Source organism: Pedobacter psychrophilus, from assembly GCF_001652725.1.
In the GTDB taxonomy this organism is placed as follows: Bacteria; Bacteroidota; Bacteroidia; order Sphingobacteriales; family Sphingobacteriaceae; genus Pseudopedobacter; species Pseudopedobacter psychrophilus.
Map to the genome: position 1 here is coordinate 1,019,357 of NZ_LWHJ01000011.1, position 21,421 is coordinate 1,040,777.

Here is a 21,421-nt window from a genome sequence, read left to right on the forward strand (position 1 = left end):
TTACAAGTTCTCATTCTCAAATCTCAATTCTCATATCCAAACAATGAAGGATTACATTATAAAAGACGAGTGGAACATCATCGAAGAAGGTTTTGATCCACATTTAAATAAAATATCAGAAAGTATTTTCAGTTTGGGCAACGGCCGTATGGGCCAAAGAGCAAATTTTGAGGAGACTTATTCTGGTGAAACTTTAAGCGGAAATTACATTGCTGGCGTTTATTATCCTGATAAAACCCGTGTGGGTTGGTGGAAAAACGGCTATCCAGAATATTTTGCAAAGGTTTTGAATGCTGCTAACTGGATTGGAATTGAAGTAAAAATTGAAGATGAAATTTTAGATTTAGCAACCTCAAAAGTCACTGATTTTAAAAGGATTTTAAATATGCAGGAAGGCTATCTAGAACGCATTTTCACCGCAGAATTACCATCAGGAAATAAAATTAAAGTAAATGCCATCCGTTTTTGCAGCATTGTTGATGATGAAGTTGGAGTCATAAATTATAGCATTACACCATTAAATTTTGATGGAAAAATTGAGTTTACATCTTATATAGATGGTGATGTAAAAAACCAAGACAGTAATTATGATGAAAAGTTTTGGGATTTTGTAAACAATGAAATTACCAATAACGAAGCTTACCTCACATTACGAACCAAGAAAACAGAATTTGAAGTTTGTACTGCTAGTTTTATTCAGCTTTTAGCTGATGAAAAAGCCATTGATTTTAATTCTGAAGCCATCAGAAAAGAAAAATTTGTGGGTCAAAAAATAGGGATTAATGCAGTTCAAAATCAAGAAATATCATTGATAAAAATTGCGGCTAATCTAACGTCTCAAAATCATCAAAAAAGCGATTTGTTAAATCATACAAAAATTATAATCGCAAAAGCATCCACTAAAGGATTTCATCAATTAAAACTAGAGCAAAAACAAGCTTGGGCTAGTAAATGGCAAGAAAGTGATATAATTATTGAAGGTGATATTGCAGCTCAACAAGCCATTCGTTTCAATATTTTCCAGCTTTTTCAAACTTATACAGGCAAAGATGATAGATTGAATATCGGCCCAAAAGGTTTTACAGGAGAAAAATATGGCGGTTCTACCTATTGGGATACAGAAGCTTATTGTGTGCCTTTTTATTTGGCAACTGCTCCGCAACAGGTCAGTAAAAACCTATTGATTTATCGTTACAAACAATTGGATAAAGCCATTGAAAATGCTCAAAAATTAGGTTTTGATAATGGAGCTGCTTTATTTCCTATGGTTACCATGAATGGCGAAGAATGCCATAACGAGTGGGAAATTACCTTCGAGGAAATCCACAGAAATGGAGCAATCGCTTATGCAATACATAATTACATTCGATATACGGGTGATGAAAATTATTTAAATGATTACGGTTTAGAAGTTTTAATAGGAATCAGTCGGTTTTGGAAGCAACGAGTAAATTGGAGCAAAGCGCAAAACAAGTTTGTGATGCTTGGTGTAACTGGTCCAAATGAATATGAAAACAACATCAACAACAATTGGTACACCAATATTTTAGCGACTTGGTGTATGAAATATACCATAAAAGCTGCTCAAATAGTTGAAAAAAATCGACCTTCTCAATATAAAAACTTAATAGAAAAACTAAATTTTAACAAGCAAGAATTTTCTGATTGGGCTTCAATTATCGATAATATGTATTATCCAGAAGATGCAGATAAAGGTATTTTCTTACAGCAAGATGGTTATTTGGATAAAGAACAAATTTTAGTGAAAGATTTGCCAAAATCAGAAAGACCAATTAACCAAAAATGGAGTTGGGATAGGATTTTGCGTTCTTGTTTTATCAAACAAGCCGATGTTTTGCAGGGGATTTATTTCTTTGAAGAAGATTACGATTTAGCCACTATCAAACGCAATTTCGATTTTTACGAAGCTCGAACAGTACATGAAAGCTCACTTTCTCCATGCGTACATAGCATATTAGCAGCAAAATTAAATGATGAAGCCAAAGCTTATCAATTTTATTTGCGTACAGCCCGTTTAGATTTAGACGACTATAATAATGACACCGAGGATGGTTTGCATATCACTTCTATGGCTGGCACTTGGATGAGTATAGTTGAGGGATTTGCTGGGATGCGAGTGCGTGACAATCAATTGCATTTTAATCCATTTTTACCTAAACATTGGCAATCTTTTTCTTTTAAAATCAACTTTAGGGGTGCAAATCTTAATATTAAAATTGATGGAAAAAGCTTTCAAATAGCAGCTAATGATGATAAAGATCTCGAGATTTTTATACATGGTCAAAAGCATCAATTCAAAGGTTCTGGTATTATAGAATTACAAAATAAAGAGTTAGTTTAATATGATTTTATCCCGATTGATAAAAATACCAGGTTTTAAATTTGTTTTATGGAACTCCAGTTTCCCTAAAACCTTATTCTCTATTTTTTTATTGTTAATGATATCAAGTTTCTCTTTTTCCCAAATTAAAACCAATAAAATGGGTAATAAAAAAATCGTGATTTACCAATTGTTACCAAGATTATTTGGCAATAAAAACGACACCAACAAAACTTATGGATCTATTGTAGAAAATGGGTCAGGAAAATTCAATGATATAAATGATAAAGCCCTAAATGGCATCAAAGAATTGAGTGCTAATTATATTTGGTACACAGGCGTAATTGCTCATGCCAGCTTAACAGATTATACAAAATTTAGAATTCCAAATAGCGATGCAGATGTAATAAAGGGCATTGCTGGCTCCCCTTATGCCATTAGAGATTATTATGATGTAAATCCAGATTTAGCAGTTAATGTTGATAGCAGGATGCAGGAATTTCAAGATTTAATCAATCGCACCCATGCAAAAGATTTAAAGGTAATTATTGATTTTGTGCCAAATCACGTAGCAAGAGGTTATCAATCTAACGTAAAACCAAACAATGTAAAAGATTTTGGAGAGGACGACGACACTACAAAAAGTTTTATTCCAACAAATGATTTTTATTACCTCAACGGACAAAACTTTATTATTCCTGATATTAATAAAAAACCTAGTCTTACAGATTCTTTAAAAGATTATTTTTTTAACGAAAGCCCCGCAAAAGCTACAGGAAACAACTCTTTTAAAGCGAAACCTAATGATGATGATTGGTATGAAACCATAAAACTAAATTATGGTGTAGATTATCAAAACGGAGAGAAAGGTCATTTTCATCCAATCCCTCCAGTTTGGTTAAAAATGAGAGATATTTTAACTTATTGGGCAAATAAAGGGGTAGATGGTTTCCGTTGTGATATGGCCGAAATGGTTCCGGTAGAATTTTGGAATTGGTTAATTCCTCAGTTAAAAAATGAGCATCCACAGCTAATTTTCATCGGCGAAGCTTATAATCCTAAAGTTTACGAACAATACTTAACAAAAGGCGGTTTCGATTATTTATATGATAAAGTTGGCTTGTACGATGGTGTCAAAAAACTCATCAGAAATCAACCAGAAGCTAACGTAAACGACATTTCTATCGCTAAAAAAAATGTTCAAAATTTTGATGAAAAAATGCTTCGCTTTTTAGAAAATCATGACGAAGAGCGAATTGCTTCCGATGGTTTTGCTGGTGATGCAAATTTAGCTTTGCCCGCTATGACCGTTAGCGCAACTTTGGGAAAAGGACCTGTTTTAATTTATTCGGGACAAGAAGTTGGCGAACCCGGTAAAGGATTAGAGGGTTTTGGTGGCGACGATAATAGAACCACCATTTTTGATTATTGGGGTGTTCCAAATCACCAAAAATGGATGAATAATGGCAAGTTTGATGGTGGTAAATTGGACAACAATGAAAAACAGATAAGAGCATATTATGTGAATCTGTTAAAAATTGTCACAACAAATGAAGGGATTTCTATCGGCGATTTTTATGAGATGCCTCAAATTCAAATCAATAATAATAGGGTTTACGCTTATTTTAGATACACTAAAAATCAACGATTATTGATCATTTCTAATTTTAGCAGAGACCAAAATTTTGAGACCAAAATTTCTGTTCCAAAAGAGGTTTTATCATCAAATCCCTTAAAAAAAGCAATTGATTTATTAACTAATCAGGCTGTTATCTTAACGTCAGATGGTACTATAGAGATTAATATAAAACCAAATTCATCAAAAATTATCCAATTTTAAATCGATAAAAATGAACTTAAAAACCGCCATAGAAAACCCTAAACTTTCGTTGATTCAAATCATCAACATGAGCATTGGTTTTTTCGGGATACAATTTGGATGGGATTTGCAAAGAGCAAACATGGGGCGTATTTATGAGGGACTGGGAGCAAACGCAGATCAGGTTCCTCTTTTGTTTTTAGCAGCACCACTTACAGGTTTATTGGTACAGCCCATCATTGGTTATATGAGCGACCGTACCTGGCATCCAAAATGGGGTAGAAGACGTCCATATTTTATGGTTGGAGCAATAATAAGCAGTATAGCTCTCATTTTTATGCCTAATAGCAGTGCATTATGGATGGCTGCAGGTTTACTTTGGGTTTTAGATGTTTTTGGAAATGTGTCAATGGAGCCTTTTAGAGCTTTCGTAACTGATAAATTGCCTGATAGTCAGGTAAATCGCGGCTTTATCATGCAAAGTATGATGATTGGTTTAGGAGGCAGTATTGCATCAGCTTTGCCATGGCTAATGAATAATGTTTTCCATTTAACCAATACCGCAGCGCAAGGGAGCATCCCAGAGAATGTAAAATTCTCATTTTATATAGGAGCTTTTTTCTTTTTCGCAGCAGTATTATGGACAGTTTTAACCACAAAAGAATATCCTCCAACTGCTCAAGAATTAGAAATTCAGAATAAAGAAGGTAAAAAAGGATTTGCAGGTGGTGCAAAAGAGATTTTCGATGCCTTAAAAAATATGCCTAAGCGGATGCAAATAGTATCATTGGTTCAGTTCTTTACCTGGCCAGGTCTATTTTTAATGTGGTTTTATTATACAACGGCAGTCGCTGTTAATGTTTTTGGCGGTAAAGATGCAAGCGATCCTATTTATGCTGCAGGAGCTGATTTTGGAAGTTTAACACTGGCCTATTATAGTGTAATTACTTTTCTTTTTGCATTGGTTTTGCCAACAATAGCAGATAAATTGGGAAGAAAAACCACACATGCATTATGTTTATTATGTGGTGCATTGGGTTTAATAAGCGTTGCTTGGGTAACCGATAAAAATATGCTTTATGTATGTATGACGGGCGTTGGAATTGCCTGGGCAAGTATTCTGTCTATGCCATACGCCATGTTAAGCGGTTCATTACCAAAAAATAAGATTGGTATTTATATGGGGATTTTCAATTTCTTTATTGTACTGCCAGAAATTATGTCTTCCCTAGGTTTCGGTTGGTTAATGCGCAACGTTTTAAATAACGATCGACTTTTAGCAGTACAATTAGGGGGTGGTTTAATGATTTTAGCAGCTTTAATTTGCTATTTCTTTATTAAAGAAACTAAAAACACCAATAACCTTTTAACCACAGAATTAGAGATTGAAGAAAGAAGATCGGTTTAGGATTTGGGGGTTTTAACACGCCTTACACTGTATCTTTTTTTAAAAAGAAAAAAAGGATGCCGTTTCAGTCGTTAACCCAATATATAATAGACTTACGATTTTTTAAAAATTTTAAGTCTGAGAAATTTCAGATTAGGAGTTACAGGAAATTAGACAAAAATTTAAACAAGAAAGTATTTTACCAATAAAAAACCAACATGAAAAAAATATTCTATTTATTCTTTATCGGCGTCATTTTATTTACTGCTTGTAAAAAAGACAGCACAGATGGTGGAGATGGAAACATAACACCAACGCCCATAGATTTGCCTGCTGGCGCAAAAGATGGAGTTGCATTTTTAAATAATGGAACATCTGCAATCATTACTTTATTTGCACCAAACAAAACATCAGTTTCTTTAATAGGCGATTTCAATAATTGGCAAAACAACCTTAATCCAATGAAGTTGCCAAAGATGGGAAAACCTGGTTTGTACAAATTGATGGTTTAAATCCGGATATAGAATATGCTTATCAATTTGAGATAGATGGTAAATTGCGGGTTGCCGATCCTTATTGCGAAAAAGTTTTAGACCCTGATAATGATAAATATATCAGTGCAACTACTTATCCAAACTTAAAAGCTTATCCATCAAATAAAACCTCAGGAATTGTAAGCGTGATGCAAGCCAATCAGCCTGTTTACAATTGGAAAAACACAAATTTTATACGTCCAGCTAAAAACAACCTGGTGATATATGAACTTTTGGTTCGTGATTTTACTGCAGACCATAGTTACGCTTCTGTTCTAACAAAATTAGATTATCTGAAAAATTTAGGCATAAACGCCATCGAATTAATGCCAGTTGGCGAGTTTGAGGGTAATTTAAGTTGGGGATATAATCCTTCGTTTTATTTTGCGCCAGATAAATATTATGGTACAAAAGTATCGTTGAAAAACTTTATTGATGAATGCCATGGAAAAGGAATTGCCGTAATTTTAGATATGGTTTTAAATCATTCTTTCGGGCAATCGCCAATGGTACAAATGTATTTTAACAATGGTGCACCAACTGCTGAAAGTCCGTGGTTTAATACGGTTGCAAAGCATCCCTATAATGTAGGTTTTGATTTTAATCACGAAAGTGATGCTACAAAATATTTTTCTAAAAATGTGATGAAATTTTGGATGCAGCAATATAAAGTAGATGGTTTCAGGTTCGATTTATCTAAAGGTTTTACACAACGTCAATCATCAGACGATGCAGGTTTTGCTGCTTATGATGCAGGTCGGGTTGCTACTTGGAAAGATTACCACAGTTTTATAAACAGCATTGATAACAATAATTTTTATACCATTTTAGAGCATTTTGCCGATACAAAAGAAGAAACCGAATTGACCAATGATGGAATGATGATTTGGACAAATCTTAATTACAATATGAACGAAGCTACCATGGGATATTTAGGAAAATCTGATTTTTCCTGGGGATTTTATACTAATCACGGCTTTTCAAAATCAGAAGGAGTGGTTTCATATATAGAAAGCCATGATGAAGAAAGGTTGAATTTTAAAAATATCACCTACGGAAATGTGAGTGGAAACTACGTGATTAAAAACAATTTAGCTACTTCATTAAAAAGGGAAGAATTGGCTGCTGCTTTCTTTTTTGCTATTCCTGGTCCAAAAATGATTTGGCAATTTGGAGAATTAGGTTACGATATTAGTATTGATCAAAATGGCAGGACAGGCGAAAAACCAATCAAATGGGAATATTATAACGAGTCCAATAGAAAAGCACTTTATGATGTTTATGCTAAAATGGGAACTCTTAAAAAGAATAATTCAATTTTCGCAACTTCCAATTTTACATCTAATCTAATTTCGGGTATTAAATATATTAAGTTAAATGCAACGGATAATAACGTGATTGTTGTAGGAAATTTCGATGTGGTATCGCAAAAAGCAAATATAGATTTTGGAGCTTCAGGTAATTGGGTAGATGCTTTTGGTAATGCAATTAATCTGAGTACAAACACATACGATTTAACTTTAGCACCCGGAGAATATCATGTTTACAGTAAAACCGCATTAAATTGATGATTATGATGCTTAATTGTTAAAACTTTTATTAAAGTACTAATAATGTTTTTGTATTGTTGCAATTTTTTAAATGTTTTAATTACATTGCAATACACAATCTCATAAAAATGGATTCGGCACTTTGGAAAGAAATTAAATCCGGGGATAAAGCAGCTTTTAAAACGGTTTATCAAAACTGTTATCAAGAGCTATATATTTTTGGTTTTAGGGTATCTGCCGATAAGGAGAAAGTTAAAGATGCCATTCATGAAATGTTTTGCGAGATATGGCAAAAACGCAATACCATAAATGAGGTAGAAAATATTAAGAGTTACCTTAAAACTTATCTAAAAAGAAAGCTTTTAAAAGATTTAGTCAACAATCATGAAGCATATGAAGTTTCTCAATTTGATAATTTAGAAGCAGGGATACAACATTCTTACGAGTATTTATTGATTGAAAGCCAATCATCAACTTTAAAAAAAGAAAAAATTTACAGAGCCTTAAATCATCTTACCTCTTCGCAAAGAGAGATTATACAATTAAAATTTTATGATGGTTTAAATTACGAACAGATTGCAGTACTGTTAAACTTAAAGACCAGAACCGTTTATAATCATGTTTATGAAGCTTTGGTGACTTTAAAAAGAATTCTAAAAAATTAGAAAAGCAAATTCCTGTGCTTTTCCGTTAATCCTGTCCCGCTTTCTATACCAACTTTTATTAAAGAAGAAAAATCTTTAATAAAAAAGCCTAAACAAAACCTCAAGCAGGTTTATAACACTTCATTCTGTGCTAAAAATTTAAAATGTTTACTGTTTGTAAAAAAAAGTTAAAAATATCTGGTAAAAATCTACTTTTTAACGCACTGTTATTAAAACGTTAACAAAACATAAAATTATCGGTATGAAAAAACTATTACTTTCTTTTATTTTAATAACAATTCTTCATTCGGCAAAAGCGCAATGGAATGGTAACCCAGCTGTAAATAATCTGATTGCAAATAATACCTCTCTTTCCACACTTAAAACAAGTGTTGTATCTATTAATGATGGTAATGGAAACATGATTATTGCTTGGGCTGGTACTACCATAGCTGGCACTACAGGAATAGATATATATGTTCAAAAAATCAATAAAGATGGTTCGTTACCATGGCTCGCAACAGAAAAAGTGGTTTGCAATGCAGCAGGTACTCAAACCGCTATCACAATGGTAAGCGATGGTAAGGGTGGAGCAATAATAGCCTGGAGTGATTATAGATTTGCAACAGCTCCTGCAACATCAGGATCAAATGCTGATGAAGTTTATGGTCAAAGAGTGAAGGCAGATGGATCTATGGGCTGGGCGGCAAACGGGGTGATTTTATCTAAGGCGGGTGCTGATCTAAACACATATCGAAGAAATCCCGCAATAGGAAGTGTTTCTGATAAAGATTTTGTAGTTGTTTGGCATCAATTAAGAACTTCAACTACAGATTTATTTGCTCAGAAAGTCGATACTTTGGGTAATCTAATATGGTCTTCTGATGTTGATGTTCATGGAGAGCAGGTTAGAAATCAAAATAATCAAACTGTTATTGCAGATGGTTCTGGGGGTGCAATTATTGTATTTTTAGAACCTAAATTAGCAACAACTAATTCTGATATATTTGGACAAAGGATAAATAAAAATGGAATTGTATTATGGGGAAGTAATAAGGAGGGGATTCCAATTTGTAATGCTTCTACAAATCAGACCGTACCGGTAGCAGTTAGTGATGGTAAAGGAGGTATTGTTGCTACATGGACGGATTTTAGGAATAATGATAATGATGTGTATGCTCAAAGAATGGATAGCTTGGGAGTAAGATATTGGACGAATGGCTTACCCGCTGATTTAAATTATTTAAATGGAGTTCCTGTAGCTGTATTAAATCAAGTTACTACTCCTTCATCTAATAATCAGTCAGCTCCCGTAATTACTAAAGATGCTTTAAATAATTTTTATATTGTATGGACCGATAATAGAAACAATACTTCTGCAGTGCCATCTTTCGGTACAGATTTGTATAGTCAACGTTATAATTTAAACGGAGTAAGATCTTGGGCTTTAAATGGAGTTCCTGTAGCAGTTAAGCTTGGTACTCAAAGTTCGGACATCACTCTTAATACTTCAACTTCAGGAAGTCATCTTTTTATTACTTACAGAGAAAGTAATATAGGAGCAAATGATGTTTATGCACAAAGATTAGATTCTTTAAGTGGAGCTGTTAGTTCTCCATATGTTGCAGATGGGCTTCCTGTCTCAACAAATTCTTTTTCTCAAACACTAGCTACTTCAGTATTTGATGATGCAGGAGGTTTATTGGTAGCTTGGCTAGATGCTCGTTCTGCGACAGCATCAGAAATTTACGCCTCTCGCCTATATTCAAACGGCACACTACCTGTAAAATATACTTCAATTACAGCTAATTTAAATACCAATGAAACTGTTTTAGTGAAATGGAATATCGCTTCAGAAGTTAATACCCAAATATATTTAATAGAAAAAGCGGGTGAGAACGGTATTTTTACATCAATTGGAACGGTTACCGCAAGTAATTTAGCTACTTACCAATTTACAGATGTTGCACCATTTGCAGGAAACAATTATTACAGAATAAAAGCGGTTGATTTTGATGGCACCCTTTCTCTTTCAGAAATTGCAACAGTAAATATTAAAGACTTAAAAGAAACTAACCTACTAGTTTATCCTAATCCTGTTAACGATTTCTTAAACATTAGCTTTGAAACTGCTTCAAGTCAACCTGAATCTTATCAATTAAAAATTTACGATTTAAAAGGAGCTTTAAAAAAGTTTAAAGTAGTAACTACTCAAAATAACAGCTTATCTTTAAAAATAGATGATTTAGAAACCGGTTTTTATACTTTAGAAGTAACAGATTTGGGTGGCACTAAAAGAAGTGTCAATAAAATTATTAAGCTTTAAATATCTTTGATTTAAAATGAGCTATGATTTATGGCTCATTTTAAATTTTTACCAAAAGCAAAAAAGAATTGGACTATAACCTTTACTCGGCAGAAGATTTTGCCTCAGATGAATCTTTTATCAATTATTTTCTAAAAAAAGATAACGATGATTTCGAATTTTGGGAAAATTGGAAAATACATCATCCACATAAACTAGATGAAATTTATAACGCTGAACAGCTACTTGGATTGCTATTTTTATCCTTGCCAGAAAGCGAGGTAGAAAGCGAGTTTAATAGATTTGAAAATTACCTTTCCCAATCTAACGGGTTTAATAAAATTAACAGTGCTGGTACTGCAAAAAATAGATTAAACATAATGGTTTCTATTTGTTGTGGCTTATTGATATTTATGGGCTGTCTAATTTATTTGACATCTACTAATGCAGCAAAGTTTCGAAACCAACAAATTGTAACCAGGCATAACCCATTTGGGCAAAGAAGCATTTTTCAATTAAATGATGGTACTAAAGTTACCCTTAATGCCAACAGTACACTCAAATTCCCTGAACAATTTGGTGAAGAAAATAGAAATGTAGAATTAGAAGGAGAAGCATTTTTTGAAGTAACAAAGGATAAAAGCAAGCCATTTAATGTGAAATCAGAAAATTTGACCACTACAGTTTTAGGGACTAAGTTTAATATTAATACCCATGATATTAAGGAGACCATAAAAATATCATTGGTAGAAGGTAAAGTAAAAGTAACTGATAATAATAGTAAGGTTGCCATAACCTTAAATCCCGCACAAAGCATTAGTTATCAAAAAAACAATCACCTAATAACAAAAGCTAGCTTTAATACAAAAGAAATCATCTCATGGAAGGATGGGATTCTATCCTTTAAAAACGCTTCTTTTGATGAGGTTTCTCAAAAAATATACACCACATTTGGTATAAGGTTAATTGACCCAGACGGGAAATTAAATTGGGACTATACCGGAGAATTTAATAACAGTGATTATCTATCTATCATTAAAAGCATCTGCTATGCTAAAAAACTGAAGTATAAAATTGTTAACGATACCATAATCATTAAAAAATAATGGATAAAAGATATACCCTATCTCTAAAAATATCATTCCTTTTACTGCTCTTTTTCGGCTTTAAATTAAACACTGCTTACAGTCAGTCTAAGCAGATTTCTGTAAAAATAAGTGTGAAAGAAAAACCCATATCCACTATTTTTAAAACTATAGAAAATCAAACTGATATGAAATTCAGTTATGATCAATCAGAGATTAACATCAGTCAAAACATTAGTTTAGATTACACTGGCGAATTAGAGGGTTTTCTAAATCTTTTCAGTTCAAAATCGGGTTTAGATTTTAAAATAGTAGGTAAATCCATCTCGGTAAGAAAATCTACCAACATCAATCTCCCGACAAGAATAATTACAGGTATTGTTACAGATAAGACAGGAGAAACTTTACCAGGAGTAAATGTCTTCATCAAAGAAACTAAAAAAGGTGCAATTACTAATATCAATGGCGAGTTTACCATAAAAATAACATCATCAGATATAAACAACACCATTTTAGTTGCAAGTTATATTGGCATGAAATCCAAAGAATTTAAAGTGGGTGATCAATCTTTTTTTAAGATAGAATTAGATTATGATGCCATTGGAATGAATGAAGTAGTAGTTACCTCTTCATTTACTAAGGAAAAAAGAAGGGAAGAAGTAGTAGGAAGTATTTCACAATTAGATGCCTCTCAATTGCAAACTTCAAGACCAATTGAAAGCTTTGATAAAATGATGGAAGGCTTAATTGCCGGAGTGCAGGTAGAAACCAATACAGAATTAGGCACACCGGTTAAGGTAAATATTAGAGGTTTGGGTTCTTTACCAACATTTGGTGCCACAACAGGAACTTCATCTCAACCTTTATATGTAATAGATGGCATTCCATTATATGAACAGCAGAGAAAAAATGAAGCTTCTCAATTTAACGGAGAAACTTATTTAAATCCTTTAGCTAACATTAATCCTGACGATATAAAAAGCATTTCTGTACTTAAAGATGCTACCGCCTCTGCATTGTACGGTGCAAATGCAGCAAATGGTGTAATCATTATCACTACAAAATCTGGCAGTCCGGGTAAAACACAGGTTAATTTTGGTTTTGATACAGGGATAACAGAATTTATAAATAAATATCAATGGTTAAGTGGAAATGAATACTTCAGCTTATTGAGGGAAGCCTATATAAATGATGGAAGATCTGTAGCGGTTGCCACTCAATTGGCTGGAAGCCCTAATATTGATACTGATTGGTTTGCATTGACCAACAGAAATGCAGTTTACCAAAATGCAACAATGGACGTATCTGGTGGGACAGAAGGCACAACATTCCGTCTTTCCTCTGGCTTTAGAAGTGAGCAAGCAAGTTCTTTTGGAAATGATCTGCAAAAAGTATATTTAAGATTAAGATTAGACCATCAGTTTGAAAAAAGATTTAGGCTTGGTGTATCTTTAAGTCCTACAATTACTAATAAAAATGCTTTATCTAATTATGGGGGAATTATTTTAGCACCCAATGTTGCCCCCATAAATCCAGATGGAACTTATCCTGATATTTTAGGTGTTCCTAATCCTTTGGCAATATTGGCACAAAATGAGGATTTTCATAAAGGTTTAGGATTGGTAAGTAATATAAACGCAAATTATAAACTTAGTGAAGCCATTAATATTTCAGGAACATTAGGCGCAGATTATTATGAGAACAAAGAGACTATTTATAAATCTTCACAAAATGCAACCGGCAGAAATTCTAACGGTATATTGCAAATTTATGATAGAAATTATTTAAGTCTATCTGGTTTTGCACAAGCAACGTATGATAAAACTTTTGAGCAAAAACATACCGTAAACTTTTTGGTAGGAACACAGGTAGAGGATAAAGAAACAAATTTAATAAGAGGTTCTGGTAGAGGTTTTACATTTGATAGATTAAAGGTCTTAAGTGCCGCTCAAAATCAAACAGCCGCATCATCAAAATCTGAAGATGCAACGGTATCTTATTATTCTCAATTAGGGTATGATTTATCTAAAAAATACTTTGTAAATATCAATGGACGTTTGGATGAGTCTTCTATTTTTGGTGGCGATAAACAAGTTGCTTTAAACGGATCAGTAGGTTTAGCCTGGGTTATTTCAAAAGAGAACTTTTTAAAAGATAATAAAACTTTAAATTCTTTAAAGATTAGGACAACATATGGTTCCACAGGTAACTCAAGAATTGGCACTTATGCCGCAAGAGGATTATATGATTTTAGTACCGCATCAGGAAATTTATATAATGGTTATGTAGCCTCTACTCCAGATGCTGATGCTGCCCCAAATCCAGATCTAGGTTGGGAAACCAATTTTAAATTTAATTTAGGATTGGATGTTACCTTATTTAATCGTCTTCAAATTACGGCAGAATTTTATAATAACACCGTAAAAAATTTAATATCAAATGTTAATGTTCCCTTAGAAACTGGGTTTAAATCTATCCTTGCAAACACCAGCACCATGCGAAACCAAGGATTTGAGCTATCCATCAATTCACAAAATATTAAAGCATCAAAATTTTCTTGGAATACCAACTTTAATTTTGGCACAAATAAGAATAAGCTCATAGAATTTAACAAGGGTTTTGCCGCACTCTATTCTGTAAGGGATGATGCAGCAGGCTTAAAGGTTGGGCAAAGTACATCATCCATTTATGGCTTTAATTGGGCTGGCGTAAACCCACAAACCGGATTAGAACAGTTTTATTATAATGGAAATTTAATCAGTGCGTCTGAAGCTAATAGATTGAGTATTTTTGAAACCTCTGTTTTAGGAGATAGATTGCCTGATTTTCAAGGCGGTATTGTAAACAGCTTTGATGTACAGAATTTCAGTTTATCGTTTAATATCCTGTATAGTTATGGAGCAGATAAATTAATATACTATGCAGATGAAGCAGATGGACGGAACCTTGCCAATAGAAATCAAAGTGCAAACTTGTTAGACAGGTGGCAAAGGCCTGGTGATATTACCGATATACCTAGACTTAATATCATTAGAACTGTAATCAGTAATTCTTCTAGATATGTATATGATGTTTCTTATCTAAAATTATCAAACGTAAACCTAAACTATAGGCTTCCAGATTCATTTAATAAAAGACTTCATTTATCAAAATTGCTTATCAATGCTAATGTTACCAATCTGTTTTATGTTTATAAAGATGCTGGAACAAAAGAGAGAAATGGCATTGCCGAAAAAAGATTTGTTTTCCCAGAGACTAGAGCGTTTGTTATAGGTTTAAGATTAGGTTTATAAATATGTAAAATGAGAAATCAATATAAAAAATTACCCATAATATTGCTTTTTATCCTGCTGATTTTTACATCATGTGAAAAATTATTGGATAAAGAACCTACAGATAAATTATCTCTTGAAGATGTTTTTAAGGATACCCAAGGTGCTAAAACTGCCTTAGCAGGAGCTTATAAATCCCTTTTAACAATTAATGTTTACAATAGGAACGTTATGGTTTATCCAGATTTAATGGGAGGAAATATAAAGTATAGTAAAACTGCTAATTTTATATTAGATGATATCTATAATCTTATCCAAAATCAGAACGATTGTACAATGAATGACACTTATAGTGATTTATATAAACAATTGAATAACGTTAACAATATCATAGCTTATACGCCAACAGCAGCCGGACCAGAAAAAGATAAAAACAGGATGATTGCAGAAGCTAAATGTATTAGAGCTTTAATCCATTTTGAAATTTTAAGAATTTATGCTCGCCCATTCGGGTATACACCCGATGCTTCACACGTTGGTATTGTCATCAATTTAAAACCTCAGTTATTTGGAGACCCAGCGCCAGTAAGGTCTACAGTTGCACAATGTTATACTGCAATTAAAAATGATATTAATGAGGCGATTTTACTTTTTGACAATAGTAATGTCGTTTTTCCAAACGGATATCAACAAAATTATTTCTCAAAACTTAATGCCAAAGCGTTTTTAAGTAAAATTGATCTTTACAGTAATAATTTTTCGGAAGCTTTTCAATTGGCGGATGAGGTAATAAAAGAGGGTACATACAAGTTATTAACTAATGCCCAATATGTTGGCAGTTGGGCGGGAAGGATTCCATCATCAGAATCAATTATTGAACTCCCCGTAGAAAATGATTTTAGCTCAAGTTCATTAGGTAGTTATTATCAAATTAGTTTAACACCAGATGGTATGTATGCCGCTACAAATGATATTCTTAATCTTTATAGTAGTACTGATATAAGAGGGAGAAATAACATGTTTATAGCTAATACCATAAATTCTACTGTTTTTTATAGCACCAAAAAATATGAGAAAGGTAGCATTAACGCTACTCCAATCAAGTTATTGAGATTGTCTGAAATCTATTTGATAAGAGCTGAGGCAGCTGCTGAACTAAATAGATATGATGTTGCTAATAACGACTTAAATATCATCAGAAAAAGGGCTGATTCTAATGCAACAGACCTAAACTTAACTGTTAAATCAGACCTAATAAATGCGGTTCTTTTAGAAAGAAGAAAGGAATTGGCTTTTGAAGGTAATTTGTTTTTTGATTTGGTAAGAAGAAACCAAGGTATCAATAGAAACGATTGTACATCCCCAAATTGTTCTTTAGCATTTTCTGATTATAGATTAGTAATGCCATTACCCGCACAAACTATTAACGCTAATACGGCAATTAAACAAAATGAAGGTTATTAAAAATTGAAATTATGAAAAAATCAATCATCGTACTTTTTATCTGTATTATTACTTTAGCTGCTTGTAAAAAAGATGCCCCACTTACCAAAGAGGATCTTTATCCAGATACTCCAACAACACCAGCATCATCTACTGTTATTTCTACGTTTTACAACAGCACACCATTTTATGAATTATTTATCTACAGGTTTGATCCCGTAACTGCAAAATGGACAAATACGATAAGAAGTCATTTTCCAACAGTACCTAGTGATGACCCTTCCGCATTAGGTTTTACTAATCCTTATGTTGCTGAAAGTGGTGTAGCACTTTTTGATATGGTGCGTCTTTACACCACGCCGCTTGGATCTAGCAATATTAAATCAGCAAAAATTAATGTGCCAAAAGTATTTAGGTTTTTTCCGGATTTTGTAGGAGCTAAAACTGGCGTAGTAAAGGTTATTGAACAGGATGTTGTTTTGACAAAAGCCGATGGCACTACTTTTAAAATAGGTATTAGCGGGCAAGGTACTTATGATGAAAGAACAAAGATTTTTAATATAGAAGTTACCTTTAATGAGACTGCAATTGGTGGTGCTAATAATGTGAAAAGAAAATACAGCTTTAGTGTTGATCCACAAACCTTAAATTAAATGAAAAGAACTATTTTAATATTGACTTGCATTGCTGTAGTTATTTTAGGGAGTGCTTTTTTTCAAGATCATGAATATACCATTGATGAACTTAGAGCAATTTATAGTGGCGATGCCAGCAAATGGCCAAAGCCAGATTTAGATGAAGAAGCCAAAAAAGGTTTTAAAGATATTGGCTATTTAGGTAGACCAAAATATCCAAAAGATAATGAGTTTTCTGTAGATAAAGAAAAATTAGGCAAGCTCTTATTCTTTGATCCACGTCTTTCTGTTTCCAAGCAAATTGCTTGTGCTTCTTGTCACGACCCTGAATTAGGATGGGGAGACGGAAAACGTGTGGCTTACGGTCATGATAGACAAACCGGGCAAAGAAATGCAATGACTTTATTAAACGTGGCTTTCTACGAAAAGTTTTTTTGGGATGGAAGAGCGAAAAGTTTAGAAGATCAAGCAAAATTTCCCGTTCAGGATCATTTAGAAATGAACATGGATTTAAACACCATGGTTAAGCATGTTAACGAGATTGAAGGTTATAAGCCATTATTTAGTACCGCTTTTGGAACAAGTGAAATCACTTTAGATAAAATACAAAAAGCCATCGCAACTTTTGAACGTTCTATTGTAAGCACCAATTCACGTTTTGATTCTTTTGTGAAAGGAAATGCCAAGGCATTAAAAGACAATGAAATTGCAGGAATGCATATTTTTAGAACAAAAGGAAGATGTATCAATTGTCATAACTCGCCTTTGTTTAGTGATAACCAATTTCATAACGACGGGCAAACCTTATTAGGAACTAAATTTAGAGATTTAGGCAGATATAATGTCACAAAAAATTTAGCTGATGTAGGAAAGTTTAAAACGCCCTCTTTAAGAGAAACAGGCATAACAGGCCCTTGGATGCACCATGGAAATTTCCCATCTTTAAAGGATGTAGTTCAATTTTATAATTTAGGCAATCCTGTTGCGCAAAGAAAAAGCCTAGTTAACGAACCTGATTCTTTAATCAATATCCAAAAATCAAGTATATTGAGAAAGCTTAACTTAACTTTAGAAGAGCAACAAAATTTAGAGGCTTTTCTGGGTACAATTACTACAAGGGTAAATAAGATAAATCCACCAGTTTTGCCACAATAAATTTTGAGAGCGAAACATCATTAATCGTTAATAAAAACCTTGCTTTTTTAAAAGCAAGGTTTTTTAATTTAATGGCAAAACCCCAAACTGATTCAAATGATGGTCTAAATGTTTATAAAACATATTATTCCATTCGGTTTTGTTTAACACTCCAAAAGAAAGAGATTCTTTTCCATCAAAATAATTCTCTCCTAATTCTTGTGTTTTATTTATGTAGGCAATAAGTCGTGATTTTTCATTTTCAAAATCTCTTGTATCTGTTATGATAAATGCAGGTGCCGTTTGTGAACTTTTTTTATAGGGTTTTTCGCCAACTACAGTACTTTTAACAAAAGCTTTGAGGATAAATCTCATGATTGCGTTTGGTTTTGGATGTTTGCTTTCAAAAGCCATCTCATAAGAAACATTACAATGTGCCAGCATTTGAGCCACATTCATTTTACCCCAAAGTGGAGTTGAATTTGGTTTTAAGGAATTAATTCTAGACACTAATTCTTGAGTATCATTTGAGTTAAAAACACTTTTCATATTATCAATTTTTTTATTTACTAAAGTATATAATTTCAACCATTATTTTTATCAGTGATGTAAAGTAGTTTTTATTTATACTTATCATATTTTCGATAAAAATTTATTAGAGAAAATCATATTATTGTATTCATAAAACACATGAATATGTTTATTACTTACTTAAGCAATGGATTATTGAAAGATTCTTTAGCTTGTGGAAGTTGCAAAGCTCCTCAAATATTTATTTGATATTAAATATAGTGAACTGGGCAAAGGCTAAACTTTTTGGTTTTCAATCTAAAAAATTAATAAAGATCAATCAGTAAGATTATTTTCTTTTTCCACTAACGAAGCTTTTGAATGAGTTCTTCGTTCTAAAATTTCCATAATTTTAGTGGCTGTAAATCCATGAACAATAACAGAGACAAGTATCGTAAAAGCTAACATTGCCCAAAGTTCTTTCTCATATTCAAATTTGATGGTATTAAATGCGAAAGCTAAATAAAAGATAGAACCCATCCCTCTTATGCCATAAAAACTAATAATAGATCTTTCAAATTTTAGATACTTAATATTTATTAAACTCAAATAAGCACTTAACGGCCTTATCATAAATATAAAAACTAAACTAAACACCGCCATTTGCCAGGTAAGGGCAGTTAATATTCCGGTAACCAGGCTTCCTCCAACAAATACCAATAAAACAGCGATTAGGACTTTTTCAATTTGCTCTGTAAAAGAATGAAGCTCTGTATGATAATCATGTTTTCTCTCTTGAGACCTCAGGGCAATCGCACAAACAAAAACAGCTATAAATCCATATCCCAAAGCTATTTCTGTAATGCCATAAACAGCAAATGTTAGTGATATGGCTAAAAAACCCTCTGTAGGTTTTAAAGCATTAAATTTTTTAGCTAATTTAAAGAGCAATAACCCAATTAATTTACCACTTATTAATCCAATGCCAAATCCTACTAAAATTTTATACAAAACATGAATTCCAAACCAATCAGATAGGCTTCCATTGACTCCCTGAGCTATCATTGCTAAAGTAATAGCAAGCCATGTAAAGGGGAAAGCCATACCATCGTTCATTCCTGCTTCGGCAGTTAGGGCAAATTTAGTCTCTGAAGTTTCTCCCTCGTTTGGTGGGCCAACTTGAATATCTGCAGCTAAAACAGGGTCGGTAGGGGCTAAAACAGCACCCAATAAAACTGCGGAGGCTAAATCTAAGCCTAATAAGATTTTCCCATAAATTGCCGTAATGGCTATACAAATAATCATTGCGATAAAAACCAACCTTAATGGAGTTCGCCATTTTTTAAAAGAAAATTTCCTGTCAATTTTTATTCCTGTACCCATTAAGCTAATGATAACAACAATTTCTGTAGCATGAATGGTGAAAATATCGTTTGCCTGAGGATCCGGGAGCGGAAGGGTACCGGGTAAAATCAAATAAAGGAAAATGCCTATTAAAAGATAAATTATTGAATAAGAAATCTTGATTTTTTTACTTAACGCAGGGATCCAAGCCATACTTACGGCAATAAATCCTATTAAAGTCATCAATAAAAAATAATGATTCATGCGTCAATTTAGCAAAGCATGTACCAGTTATAAACTCTGTTAGGAAGAAGAATTTTAAATGTGCACTAATGATATTTATTCAATCATAATAAAGAAGAAAAGTAGATTAGATAAATTAACTTATGTTAACATTACTGAATCTTTTTGTGGCATAACGTTTTGATCAATTTTTGAAATACTATTAATCGTAACATTAGCAATTTCCTCTAGCGCCTCTTTAGTAAAAAAGGCTTGATGGGACGTTAAAAGAACATTAGGAAAGCTTATTAACCTTTGTATTTTATCATCATCAATTATCTCTAACGATAAATCCTTGAAAAATAAAGTTTCTTCCTGTTCATAAACGTCTATGCAAAGGGCTCCAATTTGTTTACTTTTTAGAGCCTCAATCACGTCCGTTGTATTTATTAACCCACCTCGGCTTGTATTTATTAGCGTAATTCCATGCTGCATTATATTAATGCTTTCTTTATTAATAAGATAATGGTTTTCTTTAGTAAGCGGACAATGAAGTGAGATGATGTTAGATTCTTGAAATAATTTATTTAATGGAACATAAGTAACCCCATTTTTTTCTAATTCTGAATCTGGGAAAACATCATAAGCTAAAATTTTACAGCTAAAACCAAGCATAATTTTAATAAAGGCTTTACCGATTTTGCCGGTGCCAATAACTCCTACGGTTTTACCAAATAAATTATATCCCAATAAACCGTTTAAAGAAAAATTTTGTTCTCTCACCCGGTTATATGCTTTATGAGTTTTCCTGTTGATGGTAAGCAGCATTGCAACAGCATGTTCTGCAACTGCTTGTGGAGAATAAGCAGGGACTCGGCAAACAGAAATATTAAATTCTTTGGCTGCTTCTAAATCTACATTGTTAAAACCAGCACAACGTAAGGCAATTATTTTAACCCCTTTTTGTGCCAATTGCTCAATTACTGCTTTCGTTAATTTATCGTTTACAAAAACACAAATGGCGTCGGCATCATTAACCATATTTACACTATGTGGCCCAAGATGTGTTTCATGATAATTTATTTCGAAACCGGTTGTTTTATTGGCAATATCAAAAAAATCGATATCATATTTTTTTGCAGAAAAAAAATCTATTTTCATAATTAAAGCTTAGCGAAGGGAATTTTAAAATATTTT

The 21,421-nt window shown here is 32.8% G+C and carries 15 protein-coding genes; 12 read left to right on the plus strand and 3 right to left on the minus strand.

Translation table 11 applies throughout. The features are described 5' to 3' along the window. Positions 1-43: 43 nt before the first annotated feature. From A5893_RS04855 to A5893_RS04905, 12 genes are all read left to right on the plus strand, one after another. Positions 44-2,362 (plus strand): glycoside hydrolase family 65 protein, encoded by a 2,319-nt coding sequence (locus tag A5893_RS04855; protein ID WP_068821392.1) that lies wholly within the window; start codon positions 44-46, stop codon positions 2,360-2,362. A 139-nt stretch (positions 2,363-2,501) separates the two neighbouring features. Then, the gene (locus tag A5893_RS04860; RefSeq protein WP_068821461.1) at positions 2,502-4,181 is read left to right on the plus strand and encodes an alpha-amylase family glycosyl hydrolase; all 1,680 of its coding nucleotides are present in this window, start codon (positions 2,502-2,504) and stop codon (positions 4,179-4,181) included. A 10-nt stretch (positions 4,182-4,191) separates the two neighbouring features. Further along, positions 4,192-5,568, plus strand: a complete 1,377-nt coding sequence (locus tag A5893_RS04865; RefSeq protein WP_068821393.1) for an MFS transporter — start codon at positions 4,192-4,194, stop codon at positions 5,566-5,568. A gap of 197 nt (positions 5,569-5,765) precedes the next feature. Continuing rightward, positions 5,766-6,059, plus strand: coding sequence for a hypothetical protein (locus A5893_RS18000; protein ID WP_082911321.1), 294 nt, complete (start codon positions 5,766-5,768; stop codon positions 6,057-6,059). Positions 6,060-6,103: 44 nt separating this feature from the next. After that, positions 6,104-7,648 (plus strand): alpha-amylase family glycosyl hydrolase, encoded by a 1,545-nt coding sequence (locus A5893_RS04870; RefSeq protein ID WP_082911322.1) that lies wholly within the window; start codon positions 6,104-6,106, stop codon positions 7,646-7,648. A gap of 110 nt (positions 7,649-7,758) precedes the next feature. Further along, on the plus strand, positions 7,759-8,295 hold the full coding sequence (locus A5893_RS04875) for an RNA polymerase sigma factor (protein ID WP_068821394.1): 537 nt from the start codon (positions 7,759-7,761) through the stop codon (positions 8,293-8,295). A 241-nt stretch (positions 8,296-8,536) separates the two neighbouring features. Then, entirely contained in the window at positions 8,537-10,600 is a 2,064-nt protein-coding gene (locus A5893_RS04880; RefSeq protein WP_068821395.1) for a T9SS type A sorting domain-containing protein, read from the plus strand. Positions 10,601-10,668: 68 nt separating this feature from the next. Further along, positions 10,669-11,685, plus strand: a complete 1,017-nt coding sequence (locus A5893_RS04885) for a FecR family protein (RefSeq protein WP_068821396.1) — start codon at positions 10,669-10,671, stop codon at positions 11,683-11,685. Continuing rightward, on the plus strand, positions 11,685-14,957 hold the full coding sequence (locus A5893_RS04890; RefSeq protein ID WP_068821397.1) for a SusC/RagA family TonB-linked outer membrane protein: 3,273 nt from the start codon (positions 11,685-11,687) through the stop codon (positions 14,955-14,957). The genes A5893_RS04885 and A5893_RS04890 overlap by 1 nt, the downstream gene beginning before the upstream one ends. A 9-nt stretch (positions 14,958-14,966) precedes the next feature. After that, positions 14,967-16,400 (plus strand): RagB/SusD family nutrient uptake outer membrane protein, encoded by a 1,434-nt coding sequence (locus A5893_RS04895; protein ID WP_068821398.1) that lies wholly within the window; start codon positions 14,967-14,969, stop codon positions 16,398-16,400. 11 nt (positions 16,401-16,411) lie between these two features. Beyond that, the gene (locus tag A5893_RS04900; RefSeq protein WP_068821399.1) at positions 16,412-17,032 is read left to right on the plus strand and encodes a hypothetical protein; all 621 of its coding nucleotides are present in this window, start codon (positions 16,412-16,414) and stop codon (positions 17,030-17,032) included. Then, positions 17,033-18,169, plus strand: a complete 1,137-nt coding sequence (locus A5893_RS04905; RefSeq protein WP_068821400.1) for a cytochrome-c peroxidase — start codon at positions 17,033-17,035, stop codon at positions 18,167-18,169. It begins immediately after the preceding gene. A gap of 63 nt (positions 18,170-18,232) precedes the next feature. On the opposite strand, the gene A5893_RS04910 is transcribed toward A5893_RS04905, so the two are convergent. The 3 genes from A5893_RS04910 to A5893_RS04920 all read right to left on the minus strand — a co-directional run bounded on the left by A5893_RS04910 (position 18,233) and on the right by A5893_RS04920 (position 21,385). Next, positions 18,233-18,697, minus strand: a complete 465-nt coding sequence (locus A5893_RS04910) for a DUF1569 domain-containing protein (RefSeq protein ID WP_068821462.1) — start codon at positions 18,695-18,697, stop codon at positions 18,233-18,235. Positions 18,698-18,994: 297 nt separating this feature from the next. After that, positions 18,995-20,266: a cation:proton antiporter gene (locus tag A5893_RS04915; protein ID WP_068821401.1), complete on the minus strand. Its 1,272-nt coding sequence runs from the start codon at positions 20,264-20,266 to the stop codon at positions 18,995-18,997. A gap of 120 nt (positions 20,267-20,386) precedes the next feature. Next, entirely contained in the window at positions 20,387-21,385 is a 999-nt protein-coding gene (locus tag A5893_RS04920; protein WP_068821402.1) for a 2-hydroxyacid dehydrogenase, read from the minus strand. Between the last annotated feature and the right edge of the window lie 36 nt (positions 21,386-21,421).